The organism is Enterobacter cloacae complex sp. HYC033_NIDB (genome assembly GCF_056673335.1).
In genome coordinates this window covers 3,995,117-4,016,536 of sequence record NZ_CP115123.1, presented here as the reverse complement: position 1 = coordinate 4,016,536, position 21,420 = coordinate 3,995,117, and the positions used below count along the sequence as shown (strand labels likewise).

The 21,420-nt window shown below is 55.3% G+C and carries 16 protein-coding genes, 1 tRNA gene and 1 pseudogene; 9 read left to right on the top strand and 9 right to left on the bottom strand.

The window, feature by feature from the left end:
- Positions 1-2 precede the first annotated feature (2 nt).
- Entirely contained in the window at positions 3-2,675 is a 2,673-nt protein-coding gene (rcsD, locus tag O1721_RS19250; RefSeq protein ID WP_017383411.1) for a phosphotransferase RcsD, read from the bottom strand.
- An 852-nt stretch (positions 2,676-3,527) separates the two neighbouring features.
- Positions 3,528-4,225 (bottom strand): IS1 family transposase gene (locus O1721_RS19245; RefSeq protein WP_223216367.1). Its coding sequence is split into 2 segments (ribosomal slippage): positions 3,528-3,976 and positions 3,976-4,225, totalling 699 coding nucleotides; the frame shifts between segments, so codons are not numbered across the junction.
- 55 nt (positions 4,226-4,280) lie between these two features.
- Here O1721_RS19245 and O1721_RS19240 point away from each other — a divergent pair.
- The 6 genes and pseudogenes from O1721_RS19240 to mgtE form a co-directional block, all read left to right on the top strand.
- A pseudogene (locus O1721_RS19240) lies at positions 4,281-5,291 on the top strand (porin OmpC); the annotation flags it as partial.
- A gap of 114 nt (positions 5,292-5,405) precedes the next feature.
- A complete protein-coding gene (apbE, locus tag O1721_RS19235; protein ID WP_015572290.1) occupies positions 5,406-6,461 on the top strand; it encodes an FAD:protein FMN transferase ApbE in 1,056 nt (351 codons plus the stop codon).
- 72 nt (positions 6,462-6,533) lie between these two features.
- The gene (gene ada / locus O1721_RS19230; RefSeq protein WP_032648926.1) at positions 6,534-7,592 is read left to right on the top strand and encodes a bifunctional DNA-binding transcriptional regulator/O6-methylguanine-DNA methyltransferase Ada; all 1,059 of its coding nucleotides are present in this window, start codon (positions 6,534-6,536) and stop codon (positions 7,590-7,592) included.
- The gene (alkB, locus tag O1721_RS19225) at positions 7,592-8,242 is read left to right on the top strand and encodes a DNA oxidative demethylase AlkB (protein WP_003859395.1); all 651 of its coding nucleotides are present in this window, start codon (positions 7,592-7,594) and stop codon (positions 8,240-8,242) included. The genes ada and alkB overlap by 1 nt, the downstream gene beginning before the upstream one ends.
- Before the next feature lie 76 nt (positions 8,243-8,318).
- On the top strand, positions 8,319-9,962 hold the full coding sequence (locus tag O1721_RS19220; RefSeq protein ID WP_017383408.1) for a multidrug ABC transporter permease/ATP-binding protein: 1,644 nt from the start codon (positions 8,319-8,321) through the stop codon (positions 9,960-9,962).
- 139 nt (positions 9,963-10,101) lie between these two features.
- Positions 10,102-11,538 (top strand): magnesium transporter, encoded by a 1,437-nt coding sequence (gene mgtE / locus O1721_RS19215; RefSeq protein WP_006811337.1) that lies wholly within the window; start codon positions 10,102-10,104, stop codon positions 11,536-11,538.
- On the opposite strand, the gene O1721_RS19210 is transcribed toward mgtE, so the two are convergent.
- Complete coding sequence (locus O1721_RS19210; RefSeq protein ID WP_032650078.1) at positions 11,501-12,796, bottom strand: SulP family inorganic anion transporter; 1,296 nt, start codon at positions 12,794-12,796, stop codon at positions 11,501-11,503. The genes mgtE and O1721_RS19210 overlap by 38 nt on opposite strands.
- A 187-nt stretch (positions 12,797-12,983) precedes the next feature.
- Between O1721_RS19210 and mqo the strand changes: the two genes are divergently transcribed.
- Positions 12,984-14,633 (top strand): malate dehydrogenase (quinone), encoded by a 1,650-nt coding sequence (gene mqo, locus O1721_RS19205; protein WP_032619315.1) that lies wholly within the window; start codon positions 12,984-12,986, stop codon positions 14,631-14,633.
- A 135-nt stretch (positions 14,634-14,768) separates the two neighbouring features.
- Here the strand turns inward: mqo and eco are convergent, their stop codons facing one another.
- Positions 14,769-15,278 carry a serine protease inhibitor ecotin gene (gene eco / locus O1721_RS19200; RefSeq protein ID WP_032648923.1) on the bottom strand — a complete coding sequence of 170 codons (510 nt, stop codon included), beginning with the start codon at positions 15,276-15,278 and terminating at the stop codon, positions 14,769-14,771.
- Between the two features lie 202 nt (positions 15,279-15,480).
- Here eco and O1721_RS19195 point away from each other — a divergent pair, with 202 nt between their 5' ends.
- On the top strand, positions 15,481-15,741 hold the full coding sequence (locus O1721_RS19195; protein WP_006811332.1) for a DUF2534 family protein: 261 nt from the start codon (positions 15,481-15,483) through the stop codon (positions 15,739-15,741).
- A gap of 66 nt (positions 15,742-15,807) precedes the next feature.
- Here the strand turns inward: O1721_RS19195 and O1721_RS19190 are convergent.
- The 3 genes from O1721_RS19190 to O1721_RS19180 all read right to left on the bottom strand — a co-directional run bounded on the left by O1721_RS19190 (position 15,808) and on the right by O1721_RS19180 (position 17,965).
- Positions 15,808-15,884 (bottom strand) — tRNA-Pro (locus O1721_RS19190).
- Between the two features lie 73 nt (positions 15,885-15,957).
- Positions 15,958-17,718, bottom strand: coding sequence for an LPS biosynthesis-modulating metalloenzyme YejM (gene yejM, locus O1721_RS19185; protein ID WP_479953315.1), 1,761 nt, complete (start codon positions 17,716-17,718; stop codon positions 15,958-15,960).
- A gap of 19 nt (positions 17,719-17,737) precedes the next feature.
- Entirely contained in the window at positions 17,738-17,965 is a 228-nt protein-coding gene (locus O1721_RS19180; RefSeq protein ID WP_001135586.1) for a YejL family protein, read from the bottom strand.
- 134 nt (positions 17,966-18,099) lie between these two features.
- Here O1721_RS19180 and yejK point away from each other — a divergent pair, with 134 nt between their 5' ends.
- Entirely contained in the window at positions 18,100-19,107 is a 1,008-nt protein-coding gene (gene yejK, locus O1721_RS19175) for a nucleoid-associated protein YejK (protein ID WP_017383403.1), read from the top strand.
- A 51-nt stretch (positions 19,108-19,158) separates the two neighbouring features.
- Here yejK and rplY read toward each other — a convergent pair whose 3' ends face one another.
- Positions 19,159-19,443, bottom strand: coding sequence for a 50S ribosomal protein L25 (gene rplY, locus O1721_RS19170; protein WP_015572298.1), 285 nt, complete (start codon positions 19,441-19,443; stop codon positions 19,159-19,161).
- Between the two features lie 125 nt (positions 19,444-19,568).
- Positions 19,569-21,329, bottom strand: coding sequence for a DNA repair helicase RadD (gene radD, locus O1721_RS19165; RefSeq protein ID WP_017693032.1), 1,761 nt, complete (start codon positions 21,327-21,329; stop codon positions 19,569-19,571).
- Between the last annotated feature and the right edge of the window lie 91 nt (positions 21,330-21,420).

Genomic DNA, 21,420 nt, shown 5'->3' with positions numbered 1-21,420 from the left:
TGCTACAGCAAGCTCTTGACGTAAGCGTCAATGTCGCTGATGTATTTTTCAATGCCAGAGGCATCTTTCTCACGAATTAGATGTTCCAGCGTTTCACATAACTGCTTGCCGGGAACCAGATTAAGCATGGCAAACACCCCTTTAAGCCGGTGTGCTGTCTGTGCCAGCGCTGCAAAATCCTGCGCAGCGGACTCAGTATACAACCGCTTAACATCATCTGGTACTGTATCAACGAAGAGCGAATAATATCCGCTGGCATGGAGTTCGGCATTTTCATCGCCGCCTAACGGTGACTCCAGGATCTCTTCCTGCGCCAGATTCTCTTCAATCAGTTGTAATACAGCTTCCTGCATTGCATTGCTCATATTAAAGTTGACGCGCAGCTGCCCAGGGCCGATTTTCCGCACGCCTGGCTCATCATCGCTTAAAAGCAAGCCTGAGGCAGTAAGATTAGACGGATTATCAGTTAAAAATAGATCAAATTCTTGACTCGCGAGCCTTTCGTCCGGGGTAATGCAGGACGCCCCCCAGTTTTCCAGCTGACGAACGACGATATTACGGATCTCACTGGAGGTCACATCCACCATCACCACCACATCGTCCAGCAGACGCTCTTCATCCTCTTCCTGGGGATTCGCCGCCATTTTCACGTGTAAAGAGTAGCGGGTGCCGAGGGATTCGCGCGCCTTGATGTTCAGATGACCGCCCAGCTTACGCGCCAGCTGATCGCAGAGCCAGAAGGTGAGGGCATTCGCCTTGCCGTAGTGGTCGCGCTGGGTATCGTTCAGGAACGGGAAGTGCAGGTTATCAATTTCGCTCACTGTGACGCCTTCGCCCGTATCCAGAATGCGGAACGTCAGACGATCGTCGGTGGACTCATCGGTGCTGACTTCAAGGGTGATCTTGCCGATCTGCGTCGTGGTTACGGCATACTGTATCAACATCATCAGGATGCGACGCAGGGCATCGCGATCGCCGTGACGTTCGTCGTTGGCCGGTAAATGGTTGTTGATCAGCAGCTGGAGTCCCTTGCGCTTGATCACCGGCAGGACTTCCGGCACCACCTCATCAATCAGGTCCTGGATGGAGAAGAGCGTAGGGGTGCCCTTCCAGATGTCATTCTCCAGCATGTTCGCAAGCTGGATTTCGTCCACCAGACGAACCAGGGAGTCGGCCTGGCTGCTGAGCTGTCGGCTTTCCGGCGTGCTCAGATCAGCAATCTGCGTGGCGAGTGACTTCAACGGTTGTTTAAAGGCATCGCCAATATTTTGCATAAACGCCGCGCGGCCATGTTGGTTTTTCTCGTACAGCCTTTGCGCCTGCTTGAGCTTTTTATTCACCAGCACTTCGCGATCCTGATCGCGAATGATGAAGATTTGCGTGCGCGAGGCGACCTGACTGCGGAACTGACGGATCTCATACAGTTCATTATTAACGGTGGCCTGAATAACGCCCTGGTGCTGGTCCGCCATGGCCGTAATATTTTGCAGGTTAAGATGCGGCAGAAGGTGATCGGCAATTTTATTGCTCATTACCGTGCGGTTAGCCTCCTGGTCGTGAACGAGCACCCCAAGCGGCAGCACGGAAATAATCTCTTCATTCAGGGCACGAAGAATGCGCAACTCGTTGCTGGTCCCGGCTGATACCGACGTCGAGTCGCTCTGGCGGCCCGACTGGAAACGGAAGGTGCTGTAGCCAAACAGCGCCAGCGCCAGCAGGCCAATATTCAGCAACAGCGGCAGCAGAATGTTTTGCAGAGTATCAAGCATCAGGGTGCCAAAAGGCACCTGCCACACCAGACGCATACCGGTTGAGTTGAGCGATGAGGCAATCTCAATCTTTGAGCCATTAAAGGAGATCGCTACGCTGTCCGCGCCTTCTTTATCCGACGGCGTGCGCATATTTTGGGTGCTGTTGTCTGGCTCCAGACGGAAACTGTCCAGCGGCATATCCGGTGGGATGAGATCGTTAATCGGCAGGTCGAAGGCAACCACGGTCGCCAGATGGCCCGGCTGGTTAAAGGTGGTTCGCAGCGTAAAGTAGTGGCCATTCTGCCAGGCAAGACGGCGTAATGACGAGAAACTTTCGCGCTCGTCCAGCGCGTTGGCCTGTTGCAGCATTTCTGCCCGACGGGAATCCACAATACTGCCAACGGTGGTCTCTTTAAAGCCGGACGAAAGATCCTTAAGCGGCAGGGTCGAGATCAGGATCATGCTGTTGTCCTGACCGTTCAGGTAATACATTGACCACGGTACGGTCTCGGCGCCCCACAGGGTGTCCAGATAGGAGGAGATCCGCTGCGTCATCTCAAGCGTTGCGCTGTCGTGCGAGCCGAAAATCAGGGCTTCCGTCTTGCGCTGCGGTTTTTCAAGGTAATACACATCCTGCTTAAGGCGCGTTTCCTGCAACCCTTCGCCTGACGAGGTGGCAGGCGCGGCAGCGATATTGTCGTAGATTTGCCAGGTCGCATAGCGCCACGTATCAATGCGCTTATGCACCGCATGGGTGATATCGACGATTTGATAGCTTTTATCTTTAAGCCAGGTATTAACGGCGCTCTGAACCATCACCCCCATTGTGACTAACAGCACAACGATCAACAGAAGAAAGAAACGGGTGATGCTGCCCGGTAGAAGGGAGAATTTGCTCGGGGCGGTAGTTTCAGTCTGACTCATCGATGTGTTTAACCCGTAATGGCCGCGCGGTAATGGGATAGGGCAGTATAAAGGGTAATAACTGAATTTCCAGCGTCGTTAACGGTATGACCTTGACTTTTTATCCGGGTAAGCGGCTTCAACGTCCCCGGATGAAAGGTGTACAAAACCCCGTGAAATGTATAAATACGCGATCGCACCGGCAGGAAAATAGCACGAATAAACAAGAAATTAATTTCAATAGCATAAAAAAGAATTCAGCGAAAGCCGGATGCTGGATTTAGTTAATAGTCGTTATCATTTCTGAGGGGTAGCACATAAAATGTAGGCTGACGTAAAGAAAGGTAAAAAAAAACCGAATGCGAAGCATCCGGTTCAATTAGGGATAAACAGACATTCAGAACTGAATGACGGTAATAAATAAAGTTAATGATGATAGCGAGAGTTATTTTAGTGGTGTTGAAGGGAATTTTTTTGTCATTCAGTGCTGTACTGTTTTTTAAGCTAATCACTTGTATTAAATAGAATATATTTTTGTTTTGATTATCCGTGCTATATTTTTAAACTATTTATGCTCTGTAAAAGTTCCTTCAAATTTACAAATTGAAACATGTTGATAGTAAAGTGAAACATCTTCAAAGTTTTCGTATCATATTCCTGTTGGATTATTCTGCATTTTTGAGGAGAATGAACTTGCCGACTGGTTAAGAGGGTTGACCAGTAAGCAGTGGTAAATAATAAGGCATATAACAGAGGGTTAATAAAATGAAAGTTAAAGTACTGTCCCTCCTGGTACCAGCTCTGCTGGTGGCAGGCGCAGCAAATGCGGCTGAAATTTATAACAAAGACGGCAACAAAGGTAATGACTCCAACTTACTGATAGTGTTTTATGTTCAGATAATGCCCGATGACCTTGTCATGCAGCTCCACCGATTTTGAGAACGACAGTGACTTCCGTCCCAGCCTTGCCAGATGTTGTCTCAGATTCAGGTTATGCCGCTCAATTCGCTGAGTGTAACGCTTGCTGATTACGTGCAGCTTTCCCTTCAGGCGGGATTCATACAGCGGCCAGCCATCCGTCATCCATACCACGACCTCAAAGGCCGACAGCAGGCTCAGAAGACGCTCCAGTGTGGCCAGAGTGCGTTCACCGAAGACGTGCGCCACAACCGTCCTCCGTATCCTGTCATACGCGTAAAACAGCCAGCGCTGACGTGATTTAGCACCGACGTAGCCCCACTGTTCGTCCATTTCAGCGCAGACAATCACATCACTGCCCGGCTGTATGCGCGAGGTTACCGACTGCGGCCTGAGTTTTTTAAGTGACGTAAAATCGTGTTGAGGCCAACGCCCATAATGCGGGCGGTTGCCCGGCATCCAACACCATTCATGGCCATATCAATGATTTTCTGGTGTGTACCGGGCTGAGAGGCGGTGTAAGTGAACTGCAGTTGCCATGTTTTACGGCAGTGAGAGCAGAGATAGCGCTGATGTCCGGCAGTACTTTTACCGTTACGCACCACGCCTTCAGTAGCTGAGCAGGAGGGACAACTGATGGAGATGGAAGCCACGGGAGCACCTCAAAAACACCATCGTACACTAAATCAGTAAGTTGGCACCATTACCGGCAACAAATTAGATCTGTACGGTAAAGTGGATGGTCTGCACTATTTCTCTGATGACGACAGTGCAGACGGCGACCAGACCTACATGCGTCTGGGCTTCAAAGGCGAAACTCAGGTTAACGACCAGCTGACCGGTTACGGCCAGTGGGAATACCAGATCCAGGGTAACTCTGGTGAGAACGAAAACAACTCATGGACGCGTGTGGCGTTCGCAGGTCTGAAATTCGCTGATGCGGGTTCATTCGACTACGGTCGTAACTACGGCGTTGTTTACGATGTGACTTCATGGACCGACGTTCTGCCGGAATTCGGCGGCGATACCTACGGTTCTGACAACTTCATGCAGCAGCGTGGTAACGGCTTCGCGACCTACCGTAACCAGGACTTCTTCGGTCTGGTTGATGGTCTGAACTTCGCGTTGCAGTACCAGGGTAAAAACGGCAGCGCAAGCGGCGAAGGCCAGACCAACAACGGTCGTGACGCGCTGCGTCAGAACGGTGATGGCTACGGCGGCTCTCTGACCTACGATCTGGGCGAAGGCTTCGCTATCGGTACGGCAGTTACCAGTTCTAAACGTACTGCTGACCAGAACGCTGCGGGCTTCTACGGTGAAGGCGATCGCGCAGAGACCTATACCGGTGGTCTGAAATACGACGCGAACAACATCTACCTGGCTGCACAGTATACTCAGACTTACAACGCGACCCGTGCGGGCGACCTGGGCTGGGCTAACAAAGCGCAGAACTTCGAAGTGGTTGCGCAGTATCAGTTCGACTTCGGTCTGCGTCCATCCGTGGCGTACCTGCAATCTAAAGGTAAGGACCTGGAAAACGGCTACGGCGACCAGGATCTGCTGAAATATGTTGATGTTGGCGCGACTTACTACTTCAACAAAAACATGTCCACCTACGTTGATTACAAAATCAACCTGGTTGATGAGAACGACTTCACTCGCGCAGCAGGTATCGGTACTGACGATATCGTCGCGCTGGGTCTGGTTTACCAGTTCTAATTGCTCATACAGCGACAAAGGGGCCATCAGGCCCCTTTTTTCATGCTTTTTTAGGGTCTTACAAATACGCTGTTTTAGTGTACTCTTGCCGCCCTGGCATGAGGATAATAACCAATGGATATGACTTTTTTACGCGCCAGCGTTCTGGCGACTTTTTTACTCCTGACCGCGTGTGACTCTTCCACACAGCCCGCAAAAATCGACGCACCCGCCGCGACGGTGCTGGAAGGGAAAACCATGGGGACCTTCTGGCGCGTCAGCGTGATGGATATTGATAAATCCCGCGCTGAAGAATTACGCGGTAAAATTCAGGCGCAGCTGGATGCCGACGATCAGCTACTCTCTACCTATAAAAATGACTCAGCGCTGATGCGTTTCAATCGCTCCAGCAGCACCTCGCTGTGGCCGGTGAGCGAAGCGATGGCCGATATCGTCACGGAATCCATGCGCGTGGGCTACAAAACCAACGGCGCAATGGATGTGACCGTGGGGCCGCTGGTGAACCTGTGGGGATTTGGCCCCAACAAGCAGCCGGTGACTACACCCGATCAAGCCGCCATCGACGACGCCCGCGCCCGTACAGGGTTACAGCATCTGGCGGTGATCTCCCAGTACGGTCAGCAATACCTGCAAAAAGATATTCCCGACCTGTTTGTCGATCTCTCCACGGTAGGCGAGGGGTATGCTGCGGATCATCTCGCGGCCCTGATGGCGCAGGAAGGCATTCCGCGTTATCTGGTTTCCGTCGGGGGCGCGCTCGTCAGCCGGGGCATGAACGCCAGCGGCAGGCCGTGGCGAGTGGCCATCCAAAAACCAACCGATCAGCAGAACGCGGTGCAGGCGATTGTCGACATCAACGGGCATGGTATCAGCACCTCCGGAAGCTACCGCAACTATTACGAGCTGGATGGCAAACGTATCTCGCACGTGATTGATCCGCAAACCGGACGCCCGATTACCCACAACCTGGTGTCCGTGACGGTGATAGCCCCAACCGCGCTGGAAGCGGATGCCTGGGATACCGGATTGATGGTGCTCGGCACGGAGAAGGCCAAAGAGGTGGTGCGTCAGGAAGGGCTGGCCGTCTATATGATCACCAAAGAGGCTGACGGATTTAAAACCTGGAGTTCGCCGCAGTTCAATAGCTTCCTGGTGAGCGAAAAAAATTAAAAAGCAAGGTTGCGGGTTTTTGTTCGGTGGCGTTCAGGCAAGCTGAGCGTATGCTTGTAAGAGGAGCCGATAATGAAAAACACAACCTATCTTACCGATGAGGATCGCTGGCAGGCCGTACTGGCCCGCGATCCGCGTGCGGATAACCAGTTTGTCTTTGCCGTGCAGACGACCGGCATTTATTGTCGTCCGTCCTGCCGCGCCCGCCACGCGCTGCGTAAAAATGTCTGCTTTTATCCTGATGCTCACCAGGCCGCGCAGGCGGGTTTCTGCCCCTGTAAGCGCTGTAGGCCGGACCAGGTCGACCCTATGGCGCAGAAAAAGGCCAACATTGCGCTGGCCTGTCGACTGCTTGAACAGGATGCCGCGCTGAACCTGGAGGCACTGGCGCAGCAGGTTGCCATGAGTCCGTTCCATTTCCACCGCTTGTTTAAATCCGTCATCGGCATGACGCCGAAAGCATGGCAGCAGGCCGCGCGTGAACAACGCCTGCGCACCCTGCTTGCACAGGGCGGTAAAATCACCGACGCCGTACTGGCCGCTGGCTTTCCGGACGGCAGCAGCTACTACCGTAAAGCCAACGGCGCGCTGGGCATGACGGCAAAACAGTACCGCAACGGAGAGGCTGCGGTCCGCTATGCCATCAGTGACTGCTCGCTGGGCCGCTGTCTGGTGGCGGAAAGCGAGCGCGGGATCTGCGCAATACTGCTGGGTGATGACGACGCCGGGCTGACGGCTGAGCTGCTGTCACTGTTTCCGCTTGCCGTCCGTGAACCGATGGAAGGCGCGTTTGCCGGGCGTGTTCGGCAGGTTATTGCCTCTGTCGACAGCCGCGCGACGCCGCTGATGCTGCCGCTGGATATCCGTGGTACCGCCTTCCAGCAGCAGGTCTGGCAGGCGCTGCGGGATATCCCCTGCGGTGAAACGGCAAGCTATCAGCAGGTGGCGAAGGCCATTGGTAAACCCAATGCCGTACGTGCCGTGGCGGGGGCCTGCGGTGCCAACAAACTGGCGATAGTCATCCCCTGTCACCGCGTGGTGCGTAACGACGGTGCGCTGTCGGGTTATCGCTGGGGCGCAGCGCGTAAGATGCTATTGTTGAAACGTGAGGCGAACAACCCGGAGGGATAATGCTCGATCTTTTTGCTGATGCTGAACCCTGGCACGAGCCGCTCGCGCCGGGGGCGACGATCCTGAGACGCTTCGCGCTTTCCCGCGCGGCGGCGCTGTTCGACGGTATTGATGCCGTTACCGCTTGTTCACCGTTTCGCCATATGGTTACGCCGGGCGGGTATACCATGTCCGTGGCGATGACCAACTGCGGCGAACTGGGATGGGCGACGAATGAGCGGGGCTATGTATATGCCGCGAACGATCCGCTGACGGATCAGCCGTGGCCGCCGATGCCGGAGGCGTTTCAGGCGCTGTGTCATGACGCCGCCGTGGCGGCCGGCTATCCTGATTTTCGACCCGATGCCTGTCTTATCAACCGTTATGCCGTTGGGGCAAAGCTCTCCTTGCATCAGGATAAGGACGAGCCAGACCTGCGCGCGCCGATTGTCTCGGTATCCCTTGGGCTGCCCGCTGTCTTTCAGTTTGGCGGCCTGCGGCGCAACGACCCGCTCAAACGGCTGATGCTGGAGCATGGTGATGTGGTGGTCTGGGGCGGTGAATCACGGCTTTTTTACCACGGTATTCAGCCGCTTAAACCTGGCGATCACCCGGTGGCGGGGGCATTTCGCTACAACCTCACGTTCCGTCAGGCGGCATACAGAGAATAAAAATAAGAATTATTCTTGATGTGTGTGAAAGGCAGTTTACACTGCTGGCTGATTTTTCTTGTCCGGATTGCTCTGCATGCAACTACTTCTTCTTGTCTGGCGGCAGTATCGCTGGCCTTTTATCGCGGTGATGGCGTTAAGCCTTGCCAGCGCGGCGCTGGGGATCGGCCTGATTGCCTTCATTAACGTGCGTTTGATCGAAATGGTCGACACGTCACTCTCCGTCCTGCCGGAATTTCTGGGTTTACTGCTGCTGCTGATGGCAGTCACGCTCGGGTCACAGCTGGCGCTGACCGCCCTCGGCCACCATTTCGTTTTCCGTCTGCGCAGTGAGTTCATCAAACGGATCCTTGATACTCAGGTGGAACGCATCGAGCAGCTGGGAAGTGCCTCTCTGCTGGCGGGGCTGACCAGCGATGTGCGCGCCATTACCATCGCCTTTGTGCGCCTGCCGGAGCTGGTGCAGGGGATCATCCTGACATTTGGCTCGGCAGCCTATCTCGCCTGGCTCTCCAGCAAAATGCTGGCGGTTACGGCGCTGTGGATTGTTATTACCATCTGGGGCGGGTTCCTGCTGGTATCACGCGTCTATAAGCACATGGCGGTGCTGCGCGAAACGGAAGACAAGCTCTATAACGATTATCAGACGGTGCTGGAAGGGCGCAAAGAGCTGACACTGAACCGCGAGCGTGCCGAGCATATCTTCAACCATCTCTATATCCCGGATGCGCACGAATATCGTCATCACATTATCCGCGCCGATACGTTCCACCTGAGCGCCGTGAACTGGTCCAATATCATGATGCTGGGCGCGATTGGCCTGGTGTTCTGGATGGCGAACAGCCTGGGGTGGGCCGATACCAACGTGGCGGCAACCTACTCCCTGACGCTGCTGTTTTTACGCACGCCGCTGCTGTCGGCCGTTGGCGCACTGCCGACGCTGCTGAGCGCTCAGGTGGCCTTCAACAAGCTGAAGAAATTCGACCTTGCGCCGTTTAAGGCTGAGTTCCCGCGCCCGCAGGCCTTCCCGAACTGGCAAACGCTGGAGCTGCGTAACGTTACCTTCCGCTATCAGGATAACGCCTTCTCCGTAGGGCCGATAAACCTGACCATTCACCGCGGCGAACTGCTGTTCCTTATCGGCGGCAACGGCAGCGGCAAATCTACGCTGGCGATGCTGCTGACGGGCCTCTACCAGCCGCAGGCGGGTGAAATTTTGCTGGATGGTAAAGCGCTGAGCGCGGAGAAACCGGAGGACTACCGCAAGCTCTTCTCGGCGGTATTTACCGACGTCTGGCTGTTCGACCGGCTGCTGGGACCGGAAGGGCAGCAGGCGGATCCGGCGCTGGTGGAGAAGTGGCTTGCGCACCTGCAAATGTCGCACAAGCTGGAGCTCCAGGATGGCAAAATCCTGAATCTGAAGCTGTCGAAAGGGCAGAAGAAGCGCGTGGCGTTGCTGCTGGCCCTGGCCGAGGAGCGTGATATCATCCTGCTGGATGAGTGGGCCGCCGATCAGGACCCGCACTTCCGTCGCGAGTTTTATCAGGTCCTGCTGCCGCTGATGCAGGCGATGGGAAAAACCATTTTTGCCATCAGCCATGACGATCACTACTTCATTCACGCCGACCGTCTGCTGGAGATGCGCGACGGCAAGCTGAGCGAGCTGACCGGCGATGAGCGCGATGCGGCGTCACGGGACGCGGTGGCGCGTACGGCCTGATTGCAATTGTGCCGGGTGGCGCCCGGCACACTAATTTTCATATATGCCGTTTTTTTCTCCATCCCGACCCGCCGTTTATTCTTATTTACATATCCCCGCGCTATGCTTAACGCCAACTCATTTAATGGATTTATGATTGATGTCGGTATTAAAGAAAAACAGCGCCAGGCAGCGTGACCAGGAGCGTGCGCGGCTCATCTGGCTCCTGACGACCGATAAAGCGGTTACGTCAACGTTATTGGGTAAGCTAACCCTGGCTGAGCAATATGATGTCGGCACGCTGGCCGACGATATTGCTGAGGTAGGTGCGCTGGTTGCACATTTACCGCCCCCGGACCTGGCGGACACCCTGGAGGCATTGCCTTCCGAAGAGCGCCACGCCCTGTGGCGGCTGGTGCAGGATCACGAGCGCGGTCAGGTATTGCTTGAAGCCTCGGAAAACGTCTGGGATGACCTTATCGATGAGATGAGCGACCGGGACATCCTTGACGCCCTGCAAACGCTGGATATCGATGAGCAGATTTACCTCGTTCAGCATCTTCCGCGCAACCTGACCGGACGCCTGCTGGCTTCCCTGCCTGCTGAAGAGCGGGCGCGCGTGCGTCAGGTGATGCACTACGAGAAAAACAGCGTCGGCGCGATCATGGAGTTTGGCGTCATCACCGTGCGCCCGGACGTCACCCTGGGTACGGTGCAGCGCTATCTTCGTCGCCTGGGCAGTATGCCGGACAACACCGATAAACTGTTCGTCACCTCGCGGGATAAAACTCTGCTCGGGGAGCTGGAGCTGAAAACGATCCTGCTGAACAGCACCCAGCAGCGGGTGAGTGAGGTCATGGAAACCGAGCCGATGGTCTTCTCGCCGGAAGACGATGCCGAAAAAGCGGCGCGTACCTTCGAACGTGATGACCTGGTGAGCGCGGCGGTGGTGGATTCGGTGGGCAAGCTGATGGGGCGTCTGACCATCGATGAGATCGTTGACGTGGTCTATGAAGAGACCGATAACGACCTGCGTGCCCTTGGCGGGATCAGTGCCGAAGATGACGTTCATGCCTCCGTCGGCAAGGCCGTCAAAACGCGCTGGGCGTGGCTCGCCATCAATTTATGCACCGCGTTCGTGGCGTCCCGCGTTATTGACGGCTTCGAACATACCATTTCCCAGCTGGTGGCCCTGGCGTCGCTGATGCCGATTGTGGCGGGGATCGGCGGGAACACCGGTAACCAGACTATCACCATGATCGTTCGCGCCCTGGCGCTGGAAAATATTCAGCCGGGTAATTTCTCGTGGCTGATTTTCAGGGAGATGGGCGTCGCGCTGATTAACGGCCTGGTCTGGGGCGGCATCATGGGCGGCATTACCTGGTGGCTGTATGATGATATGGCGCTGGGCGGGGTCATGATGCTGGCGATGGTGCTGAACCTGCTGGTGGCGGCGATGATGGGCGTGATTATCCCGTTGACCATGACCCGGCTGGGGCGCGACCCCGCGGTGGGGTCGAGCGTGATGATCACCGCCATTACCGATACCGGCGGTTTCTTTATTTTTCTTGGACTGGCGACGATTTTTCTTCTGTAGCCAGCGCTTTTTGCTTAAGTCGGGCAGGGAGGATGAACATCATCACAATCCCGCCCAGCACGCCAATCGCCAGGTTGCCGGTGAAAACCGTTGCCACAACCGTCACCAGCATCACGACGGTTTCAGCCACCGGCGCGTTTTTCAGCGTTCCGGGCTGAACGCTATGCCAGCTAAAGGTCTTGACGGCCACAATGGCCATAATTCCCGCCAGTACCGCCATCGGAATTTTGGCCATCACCTCGCTGAGCGCCGTAACCAGCACCAGCAGTACGATGCCCGCCGCAAGGGTGGAGATACGGCTTCTGCCTTTCCCCATCTCCACGTTAACGATGGTCTGCCCAATCATCGCGCAGCCCGCAATGCCGCCGTAGAACCCGGCCATAATATTGCCCACGCCCAGCCCGATGCTCTCGCGGCGCTTACTGGAGGGGGTAGCGGTCAACTCGTCCACCAGTTTTGCCGTCAACAAGGATTCCAGCAGGCCAACGAAAGCGATACTTAGCGCGCACGGCCAGATGATGCTCAGGGTTTCCAGATTGAGCGGCACCAGCAGTTGCGTAAAGCCCGGCAAACCGCCGCCCATGGAACCTTCATCCCCTACCGTCGGCAGGATTTGCCCGCTGGTGACGGTGAACAAAGTCAGCAGCACAATGGCAATCAGCGGGGAGGGCACGCTTTTGATATAGCGTGGCACCCAGAGCACAATCAGCAGCGTCAGCACGAACAGGCCCACAATCAGCGGGCTTCGGCTCCAGAAATGGGGCACCTGGGCAAAGAAAATCAAAATGCCAAGGGCGTTAACAAACCCGGTCATCACCGACTGGGGAATAAAGCGCATCAGCCGCGCCATACCCAGCGCGCCGAACAGGATCTGAATCACGCCTGCCATCACCACTGCGGGCAGAATGTACTGTACGCCGTGTTGATGGACCATCGGCCCAATCACCAGCGCGACGGAACCTGCCGCCGCCGTCACCATGGCCGGACGCCCGCCGAGCAGGGAAAGGGCGAAACAGAGCACCACGGAGGCGATAAGGCTCACTTTCGGATCCACGCCCGCGACCACGGAAAACGAAATCACTTCCGGGATCAGCGCCAGCGCGGTAATCACACCGGCCAGGGTTTCGCGCATCAGACGGTGAGGCGAACGTAAAACAGTGGCGACATGGCCTTCTTGAGGTACAGACGAGTGGGGTAATGACATAACAATTCGCTGGTAGGGGCAGGCTTCCGTGCGCGCGATCACAAAGTGCAGCATGATAGCCAGGAAAATCGTCGGGTGCCAGCCTGTCTGCCAAATCCCTACAAACAATCCATCATTAAATTTCACAATTACAATAATTTCGTAACCTTTAAACAATATTTAAAAGTTGCTACCGTGCCACCGCAGCGTGTTTCACCTGTAATTTCCACGCATCAAGCACTATTCAACTAAGGCATAAATGATGAAAAAAATGACTGCCGTGCTCTTTTCTCTGGCCGTGGGGCTGAACGTCGTCTCGCTGGCGGCGAAGGCTGACGCACCAAAAGAGCAGGAAACGGATGTCCTTTTAATTGGTGGCGGCATCATGAGCGCCACGCTGGGAACGTATCTTCAGGAATTAGAGCCGAACTGGTCCATGACCATGGTCGAGCGCCTCGATGGCGTGGCACAGGAAAGCTCTAACGGCTGGAACAACGCCGGGACGGGGCACTCGGCACTCATGGAACTGAACTATACGCCGCAGAAAAAGGACGGTTCCATTAGTATCGAGAAGGCGGTAGAGATCAACGAAGCGTTCCAGATCTCACGTCAGTTCTGGTCTCACCAGGTGAACAGCGGTGTGTTGCACAATCCGCACTCCTTCATCAACACCGTACCGCACATGAGCTTTGTGTGGGGCGATCAAAACGTCAACTTCCTGCGCGCGCGCTACGCTGCCCTGCAACAGAGCACGCTTTTCCGCGGGATGAAATACTCTGAAGATCACGCTCAAATCAAAGAGTGGGCGCCGCTGGTCATGGAAGGCCGCGATCCGAACCAGAAAGTAGCGGCGACCCGCACTGAAATTGGTACTGACGTTAACTACGGTGAAATCACCCGTCAGCTGGTGTCCTCTCTGAAGAAAAAAGAGAACTTTAACCTGCAACTCAGCTCCGAAGTGCGTGGTTTCAAGCGCAACGCGGATAACAGCTGGAGCGTGACCGTTGCCGATCTGAAAAACAACGAAGCCGAGCATGTGATTAAGGCGAAGTTCGTGTTTATCGGTGCGGGCGGCGCGGCGCTGAAACTGTTGCAGGAGTCCGGTATTCCGGAAGCGGACGACTACGCGGGCTTCCCGGTTGGCGGCCAGTTCCTGGTGTCGGAAAACCCGGAAGTGGTTAACCGTCATCTGGCGAAAGTGTACGGTCAGGCCTCTGTGGGCGCACCACCGATGTCCGTTCCGCATATCGACACCCGTATGCTGGACGGTAAGCGCGTAGTGCTGTTCGGGCCGTTCGCCACATTCTCCACCAAATTCCTGAAAAACGGTTCCCTGTGGGATCTGCTGAGCGCGACCACGACGTCAAACGTCAAGCCAATGATGGACGTGGGGCTGGATAACTTCGATCTGGTGAAATACCTGATTAGCCAGGTGATGCTCTCTGATGAAGAGCGCTTCGAGGCGCTGAAAGAGTACTATCCGCAGGCGAAGAAAGAAGACTGGCGTCTGTGGCAGGCGGGTCAGCGCGTGCAGATCATCAAACGCGATCCGAAAGAGGGCGGCGTGCTGCGTCTGGGTACCGAAGTGGTAAGCGATAAGGATGGCACCATTGCCGCGCTGCTGGGGGCATCTCCGGGGGCGTCTACCGCTGCGCCAATCATGCTGCACCTGATGGAAAAAGTGTTTAAGGACAAAGTATCCAGCCCGGAATGGCAGGCGAAGCTGAAAACCATTATTCCATCCTACGGTACGAAGCTGAACGGTAACGTTGAAGCCACGGAACAAGAGCTGGAATACACCAGCCGCGTTCTGCAACTGCAATACGTCAAACCGCAGGCTGCGGATGCTGCGCCTAAGGCAGAGCTGAAGCCTCAGGCGGAAAGCAAGCCGGTAGCGGATATCGCGCTGTAAGGTAAACGCAAAACGGTAACATCTGTTACCGTTTTTAGTGTTTTCTCCCTCTCCCCGGTGGGAGAGGGTTGGGGTGAGGGCACCAGACCGCACCCTTTCCAGGTCGGGTAAGCGTGAGCGCCACCCGACTTATTTTTAACGAACTACCGCTTGTCCTACCGTCTCATCAGCCTTCCATACGCGATATTTCACATCCACGTTTTCCGGCGTGTATACGACGATCGGCAGCTTGCTGTTATAGCGCAGCAGACTGTTATCACCCAGATACGCGGTAATAAATTTCTTCTCTTTCTTGCCGTCCGGACACGCCATCATGGTGGAGACTGGCGAGGTTACTTTGTCGAAGACATAGTAGTCATAGCCCCAGCCTTCCAGCGTTTTGCTTTCCAGCTGGCCGCCCAGGCGATGCTGGTTGCAGTCCACTTCCAGCGTCTGGCCGATTAACAGCTCAACTTTGAAATTTGCTTCATCCTGCTGAGCCGGGAGCTGAATAACCTGGCGCTTCATCCCTTTGTCCGCTTGCGGATACGGAGCAACTTTTTCCAGCGGCTGCTCTTTCTGGGTTTCGCTGGCGAAAGCACTGGTGCTGGCGCACGCAGCGGCGATGAGGGCGATGGCAAATTTAGGTGCGTTTTTCACTGTCATTCCTTTTTGTTAAAACGATCCTGGAAAGACTAACATATAGCACGTGAATAGTTGGCGCAATTTACTCATATTTTCATTTTAAACGGAGTAATGCACTGCTTTTATGTTCATTTATTGGTGTTTAATGCTGTGTTGGAGTCGATGCGGCAATCGTGTTATTTTACGCGTTAATTATTGTTATTCATCTGTAAAGGGAGGGGAGATGGTACGGGAAAAACTGAAGACACCTGAAGGCCGCAAGTTCCTGCTGGCGTTACTGGTTGTGTTTATGATTGCTGCTGCATGCGTGGGGCGAGCAACCATTGTCGGTGTGATTGAGCAGTACAACATCCCGCTCTCTGCCTGGACAACCAGCATGTTTGTCCTGCAATCGGCGATGATCTTTGTTTACAGCCTGGTGTTCACCGTCCTGCTGGCGATTCCGCTGGGGATTTTCTTTCTCGGTGGGCGTGAAAAACACTAAGCATTGCGCATGCGGAGACAGGCAATAAAAAACCAGCCATAAGCGGCTGGTTTTTTTGTGTAGTTTTGGTCGGCACGAGAGGATTTGAACCTCCGACCCCCGACACCCCATGACGGTGCGCTACCAGGCTGCGCTACGTGCCGACGCATAAAAGGAATACTACTCGATTCCTTTTTGAATGCAAGGGGCAAGCAACGCTAACTGATTCATAAATAATCAGTTAGCGATAAAGCGCTTCTCGTCTGTCAGCACCTGCAACAGCAAACTGAGCTGCGGCTTCTGGTCTTTCAGCTTCTCACCTTCGAGGTTATACGTCTGGTAATTGCCATTGCTGTTCAGCACCAGGGACAACGTCGGCGTGGTCACCACCAGCGTGTTTCCGCCAGCAGCCGTGACCCAGTTATGACGCCGCGTGGCGCTAAAGAGGTCTTGTCCCTGCGAGTAATCAATTGCCGGTGTGCTAACGTGCAGCAGCCGTTGCATTAACGTGGTCATGACGTCTTTATGGTCGGTGAGCATGTTGATGCGCTGCGCGGGAGTGCCCGGCCAGTGGATCACCAGGGGAACATGCAGGTTCGGACGCGACCACTCCATGCCCTTCGCCTCGTCGCCGAGCGGCACGCCATGCCCCGCCGTGATAATCACGACCGTATTATCCAGCTTGCCCGCGTCGCGCAGGGCGGTCAGCACACGGCCGATCTGCGCATCGACATCGCCCGCCGCACGGCTATAGCGGCGCGCGAAGCCTTTCTGATTGCTGTCATCAAGCGTTGTGCCGTTAAACGCAACCCAGGAGAACCAGCGGTTATCTTCCTGCGCATAGCGCTTCAGCCAGTCTATCCACTGGTCAGCGGTCCGATCGTCAGACTGGCTCTGCGCGGCTGGCAGTGAGAAATCAGACAGCAGCGCCTGGCGGTACAGCGAGCTGTTGAAACCATCAGAGGCGAACAGCCCCAGCTGGTAGCCCTGCTGATTAAGCCCGGTAATCAATGCCGCCGGAATACGGGCCGACAGCACGCCGTCCATATAGCTCGGTGAAATGCCGTAGAACAGGCCGAAAATACCCGCGTCGGTCGAATTACCGGAGCTCATATGCTGAGTGAATACGATGTTGTTCTCAGCGAATTCAGCCAGCGCTGGCATCTGCTTCTCATAGCGGGAATAGTTCAGGCCGTCGACGGTAATCAGCAGCACGTTCTGACCGCGGCCCATGTCGCGATATTTCAGATCGCTCAGGGGATACTGCACGCTGACCGCTTCCGGATTACCCTGTTCGACCAGACGACGCTGATACTCCTGCGCGTCCAGCAGGCCGTGTTTTTCGAGGAAACGACGCGCCGTCATCGGATAGGAGAGCGGCAGATTTGCGCGCTGCATGGTAATCGGGCGGTAGAAGTTCGCATCTGCCCAGATATACATCAGGTGCGAACCGATAAATGAGGCGAAAAAGAGCGCCGCGACGGGCTTCGCATAATGGCGGCGTCGGGTCAGACTGCGGAGTTTTTGCCAGCTCCACGTGGCGAACAGCATTTCGATCAGCAGGATAATCGGCACGCTGATAAACATCAGCTGCCAGTCGCGCGCGGTCTCGTTCTGATCCGGGTTAATCACCAGCTCCCAGACGACAGGATTCAGGTGCAGGTGGAAACGGGTAAAGACTTCGCTGTCGATCAGCAACAGCGTCATGCCCGCCGTCGCAAGAATGGCGGACAGGAAGCGCATCAGCCGCTGCGACATGACGATAAACGTCAGTGGGAACAGGATCAGCAGATAGGTGGCGAAGACCAGAAAGCTAAAGTGACCAACAAGACTCATCCACGAGTAGATGCGCCCGGTTAACGTGGTTGGCCAGTCCGCCACAAACAGATAACGGCAGCCGAGCACCATCGCCAACAGAATGTTGAACAGGGCAAACCAGTGCCCCCAGCTGACCATCTGGGAGACTTTTTCACGGTAGCGCTGACGATTCGTCACCATAAACTGTTGTTCGTTTCCCTTAGTGTGCCTGGTCGTCGCTAACGGAGGACTGCAAAGCCTGGGCGAAAGATTTGGCGATCGCCTGACGCTGAGCCGGAGCAACGCTGGTATTGATCAGGTTGGTAACCATGTTTCCCAAAACCATCAGGGAGAGATCGGTTGGCGTTTTATGTTTTTCCAGTACGTTGACCAGCTCACTGAGCAGTTGTTCAACGTGTTCGTCACTGTAGCGGGAATGTTGTGGCATAAATCAAAATCAGTTTGTTGAGAGAAGGGCGACATATTACCGTAGCAACAGCTTTTTTTCCCCTTTTTTATCTTCTGTTGCACACATGCGTTGGTGGTGGTTGAATACCGCCCGGTCTTAAAGGAGAGTTTATCATGAGTCTGGAAATCAACCAGATTGCCTTGCACCAGCTTATCAAGCGTGATGAGCAAACCCTTGAAGTGGTGCTGCGCGATTCGTTACTGGAACCAACGCCTACCGTTGTCGAGATGATGGCGGAGTTGCATCGCGTCTACAGCGCGAAAAATAAAGCCTATGGCTTGTTCAGCGAAGAGAGCGAACTGGCGGATAGCCTGCGCCTGCAACGTCAGGGCGAAGAGGATTTCCTGGCATTCAGCCGCGCTGCTACTGGCCGTCTGCGTGACGAGCTGGCGAAATATCCCTTCGCCGATGGCGGTATCGTCCTGTTCTGCCACTACCGCTATCTGGCGGTAGAGTATCTGCTGGTCACCGTGCTGAATAACTTAAGCAGTATGCGCGTGAACGAGCAGCTGGATATCAGCTCAACGCACTACCTGGATATCAACCATGCGGATATTGTGGCGCGTATCGATTTAACCGAATGGGAAACCAACCCGGAATCAACGCGCTATCTGACCTTCCTTAAAGGTCGCGTGGGCCGCAAAGTGGCGGATTTCTTTATGGACTTCCTCGGTGCCAGCGAAGGGCTGAATGCCAAAGCGCAGAACAAAGGTCTCCTCCAGGCGGTGGATGACTTTACGGCTGAGGCGCAGCTTGATAAATCTGAGCGTCAAAACGTGCGTCAGCAGGTTTACAGCTACTGCAACGAGCAGTTACAGGCCGGGGAAGAGATTGAGCTGGAGTCGCTGTCCAAAGAGCTGGCAGGCGTCAGCGAAGTCAGCTTCCAGGAATTTACTGCGGAAAAAGGCTATGAGCTGGAAGAGAGCTTCCCGGCGGATCGCAGTACGCTGCGTCAGCTGACGAAATTTGCCGGTAGCGGCGGTGGGTTAACCATTAACTTTGATGCCATGCTGCTCGGGGAACGTATCTTCTGGGACCCGGCCACCGACACGCTGACCATTAAAGGCACGCCGCCGAATCTGCGCGACCAGCTCCAGCGTCGCACCTCAGGCGGTAAGTAACAGCCATAAAAAAACCCCGCAAACGCGGGGTTTTTCTCGACAGGTTTGCGATTACGCGCGAACGAAGTCGATGTGAGTCAGTTTTGGCTTGAACGCGTGACGCTGAACAGCCTGAACTTTCACTTTTTCTTCTTTACCGTCAACAACGATGGTCAGAACTTCGCTGTAGAATTCAGCTTTGTTCTGCATGTTCCATACTTTGTCGTGATCCAGTTCAATAGCAACTGGAGCAGCTTCGCCACCGTAAACGATAGCCGGGAACTTGTTTGCGGTACGCAGGCGGCGGCTCGCACCCTTACCCTGCACGTTACGTACTTCTGCTTCGATAGTGAACATTGATTTCTCTCTGTATTTAAAACCCTACTACAGGCGACCCAGCAGCAGGTGAGTGTTCTGCCTCACGGATGTGAAGCGGGCGGCATTTTATACTCAAATGGCTCGCGCATCAACGAAAAGTCCCGTTAACCGCGCAATTCGTTTGCCCGGCGAAAGCGTCCTTCATAGTCAAAGACCTTCTCACGCACCTGCCAGAACTGCCCTTTTTTGCGGGCGACAACAAAATCAGGATGGCGCAGTAACGCCTGCTGGCGCACGATATCGGCCACGGTTAGCCAGCGCAGCGGTACGCCAGGCGTGCGGGTATGCGGGCGGATAAAGAGCTGCTCGAACGCTGTGCGCTGGGCGGGCGTCTGGACCCGGAACCGCTCGCTGACGTCTGCGCCATCCTCGTCGTAATAGGTAATTTTTAGCCACTCGCCTTTTTCATCCGCGCCCGGCTGTAAGGCCATGCCGGAACAGCGCAGCACCAGCGCATCTTTTAGCTTCAGCGCCGCTTTCAGCATGTCGTCCGGGTCGACCAGGACCGTGTCGCACTCCCGACAGCGGCGGGCGGCAATGTCGTTTTCGGCATTGCACTGCGGGCAGTTTTTGAAGCGGAAGCGGAAGTCACACTGTTCGCGATGGCCTTCATCGTCTTCAAACCAGCCCTGACAGCGGCGGCCAAAATGTTCGATCAGCGTGCCGTCGGCGGTGGTTTTCCCCCAGAAGGTGTTGGCAAACCCGCAGGCAGGGCAAAAAACCTGAACGGGCACGTTGTCGCTCTTGCCTTTTGGCGTGCCGACTTCCGGCGAATAGAGATCGTGCGGGTTACCGGCGTAATCAAGGATCAGACAGTCGGTTTTGCCCGGCGCCAGGCGCAGCCCGCGGCCGACAATCTGCTGATACAGGCTGACGGATTCCGTCGGGCGAAGAATCGCAATCAGGTCGACGTGCGGGGCGTCAAAGCCGGTGGTTAGTACGGAGACATTCACCAGATAGCGGAACCGCTGAGCTTTGAAGTCCTCAATCAGGCTGTCGCGCTCCGGGCCGGGGGTTTCACCGGTAATTAACGCCGCGTCGTCGGCGGGCAGCAGCCCCGTAATTTCGCGCGCGTGTTCGACAGTGGCAGCAAAAATCATCACCCCTTTGCGCGTTTGCGCGAACTCTTCAATCTGGCTGATGATATGCGGCGTGATCCGCTTCTGTTTTTTCAGCTCATGGTTAAGATCTGCCTCGCTGAACAGCCCGTTGCTCTGCGCCTGTAAGCGGCTGAAATCGTACTGCACGACGGGCATATCCAGCCGCTCCGGCGGCGTCAGGTAGCCGTGCTTGATCATGTAGCGCAGCGGAAGCTCATAGATACAGTCGCGGAACAGGGCCTTTTCATCGCCACGCACCATGCCGTGATAATGAAACTGATAAATCCAGCCCTTGCCCAGACGAAACGGCGTGGCGGTGAGGCCAAGCAGACGGAGGTGAGGATTCACCTTTTTCAGATGAGTGAGGATTTGCTGATACTGGCTGTCGTCGTCATCGCTGATGCGGTGACACTCATCGACAATCAGCAGGGAAAACTCGCTGCGAAACAGTTCCAGGTTGCGCGCAACGGATTGTACGCTGCCAAACACCACTTTTCCGTGGCTCTCTTTGCGCTTCAGTCCGGCGGCAAAAATGTCGGCCTCCAGGCCGAGCGCGCAATATTTGGCGTGGTTTTGCGCCACCAGCTCTTTGACGTGCGCCAGCACCAGCACGCGTCCGCGGGCCAGGCGCGCCAGTTCGGCAATCACCAGGCTTTTACCGGCTCCGGTCGGGAGAACGATGGCGGCGGGCTCCCGATGCTTGCGAAACCAGGCGAGGGTGGCATCAACGGCTTCCTGCTGATAGGGGCGTAATGTGAACGTCATGGCTTCTCTATTCAGTTAACTCGCATATAGTATGCCACGAAACTTTTTCCCTTGAGTGGCGCAACCAGACCATTATACTGAACTGTTTCTG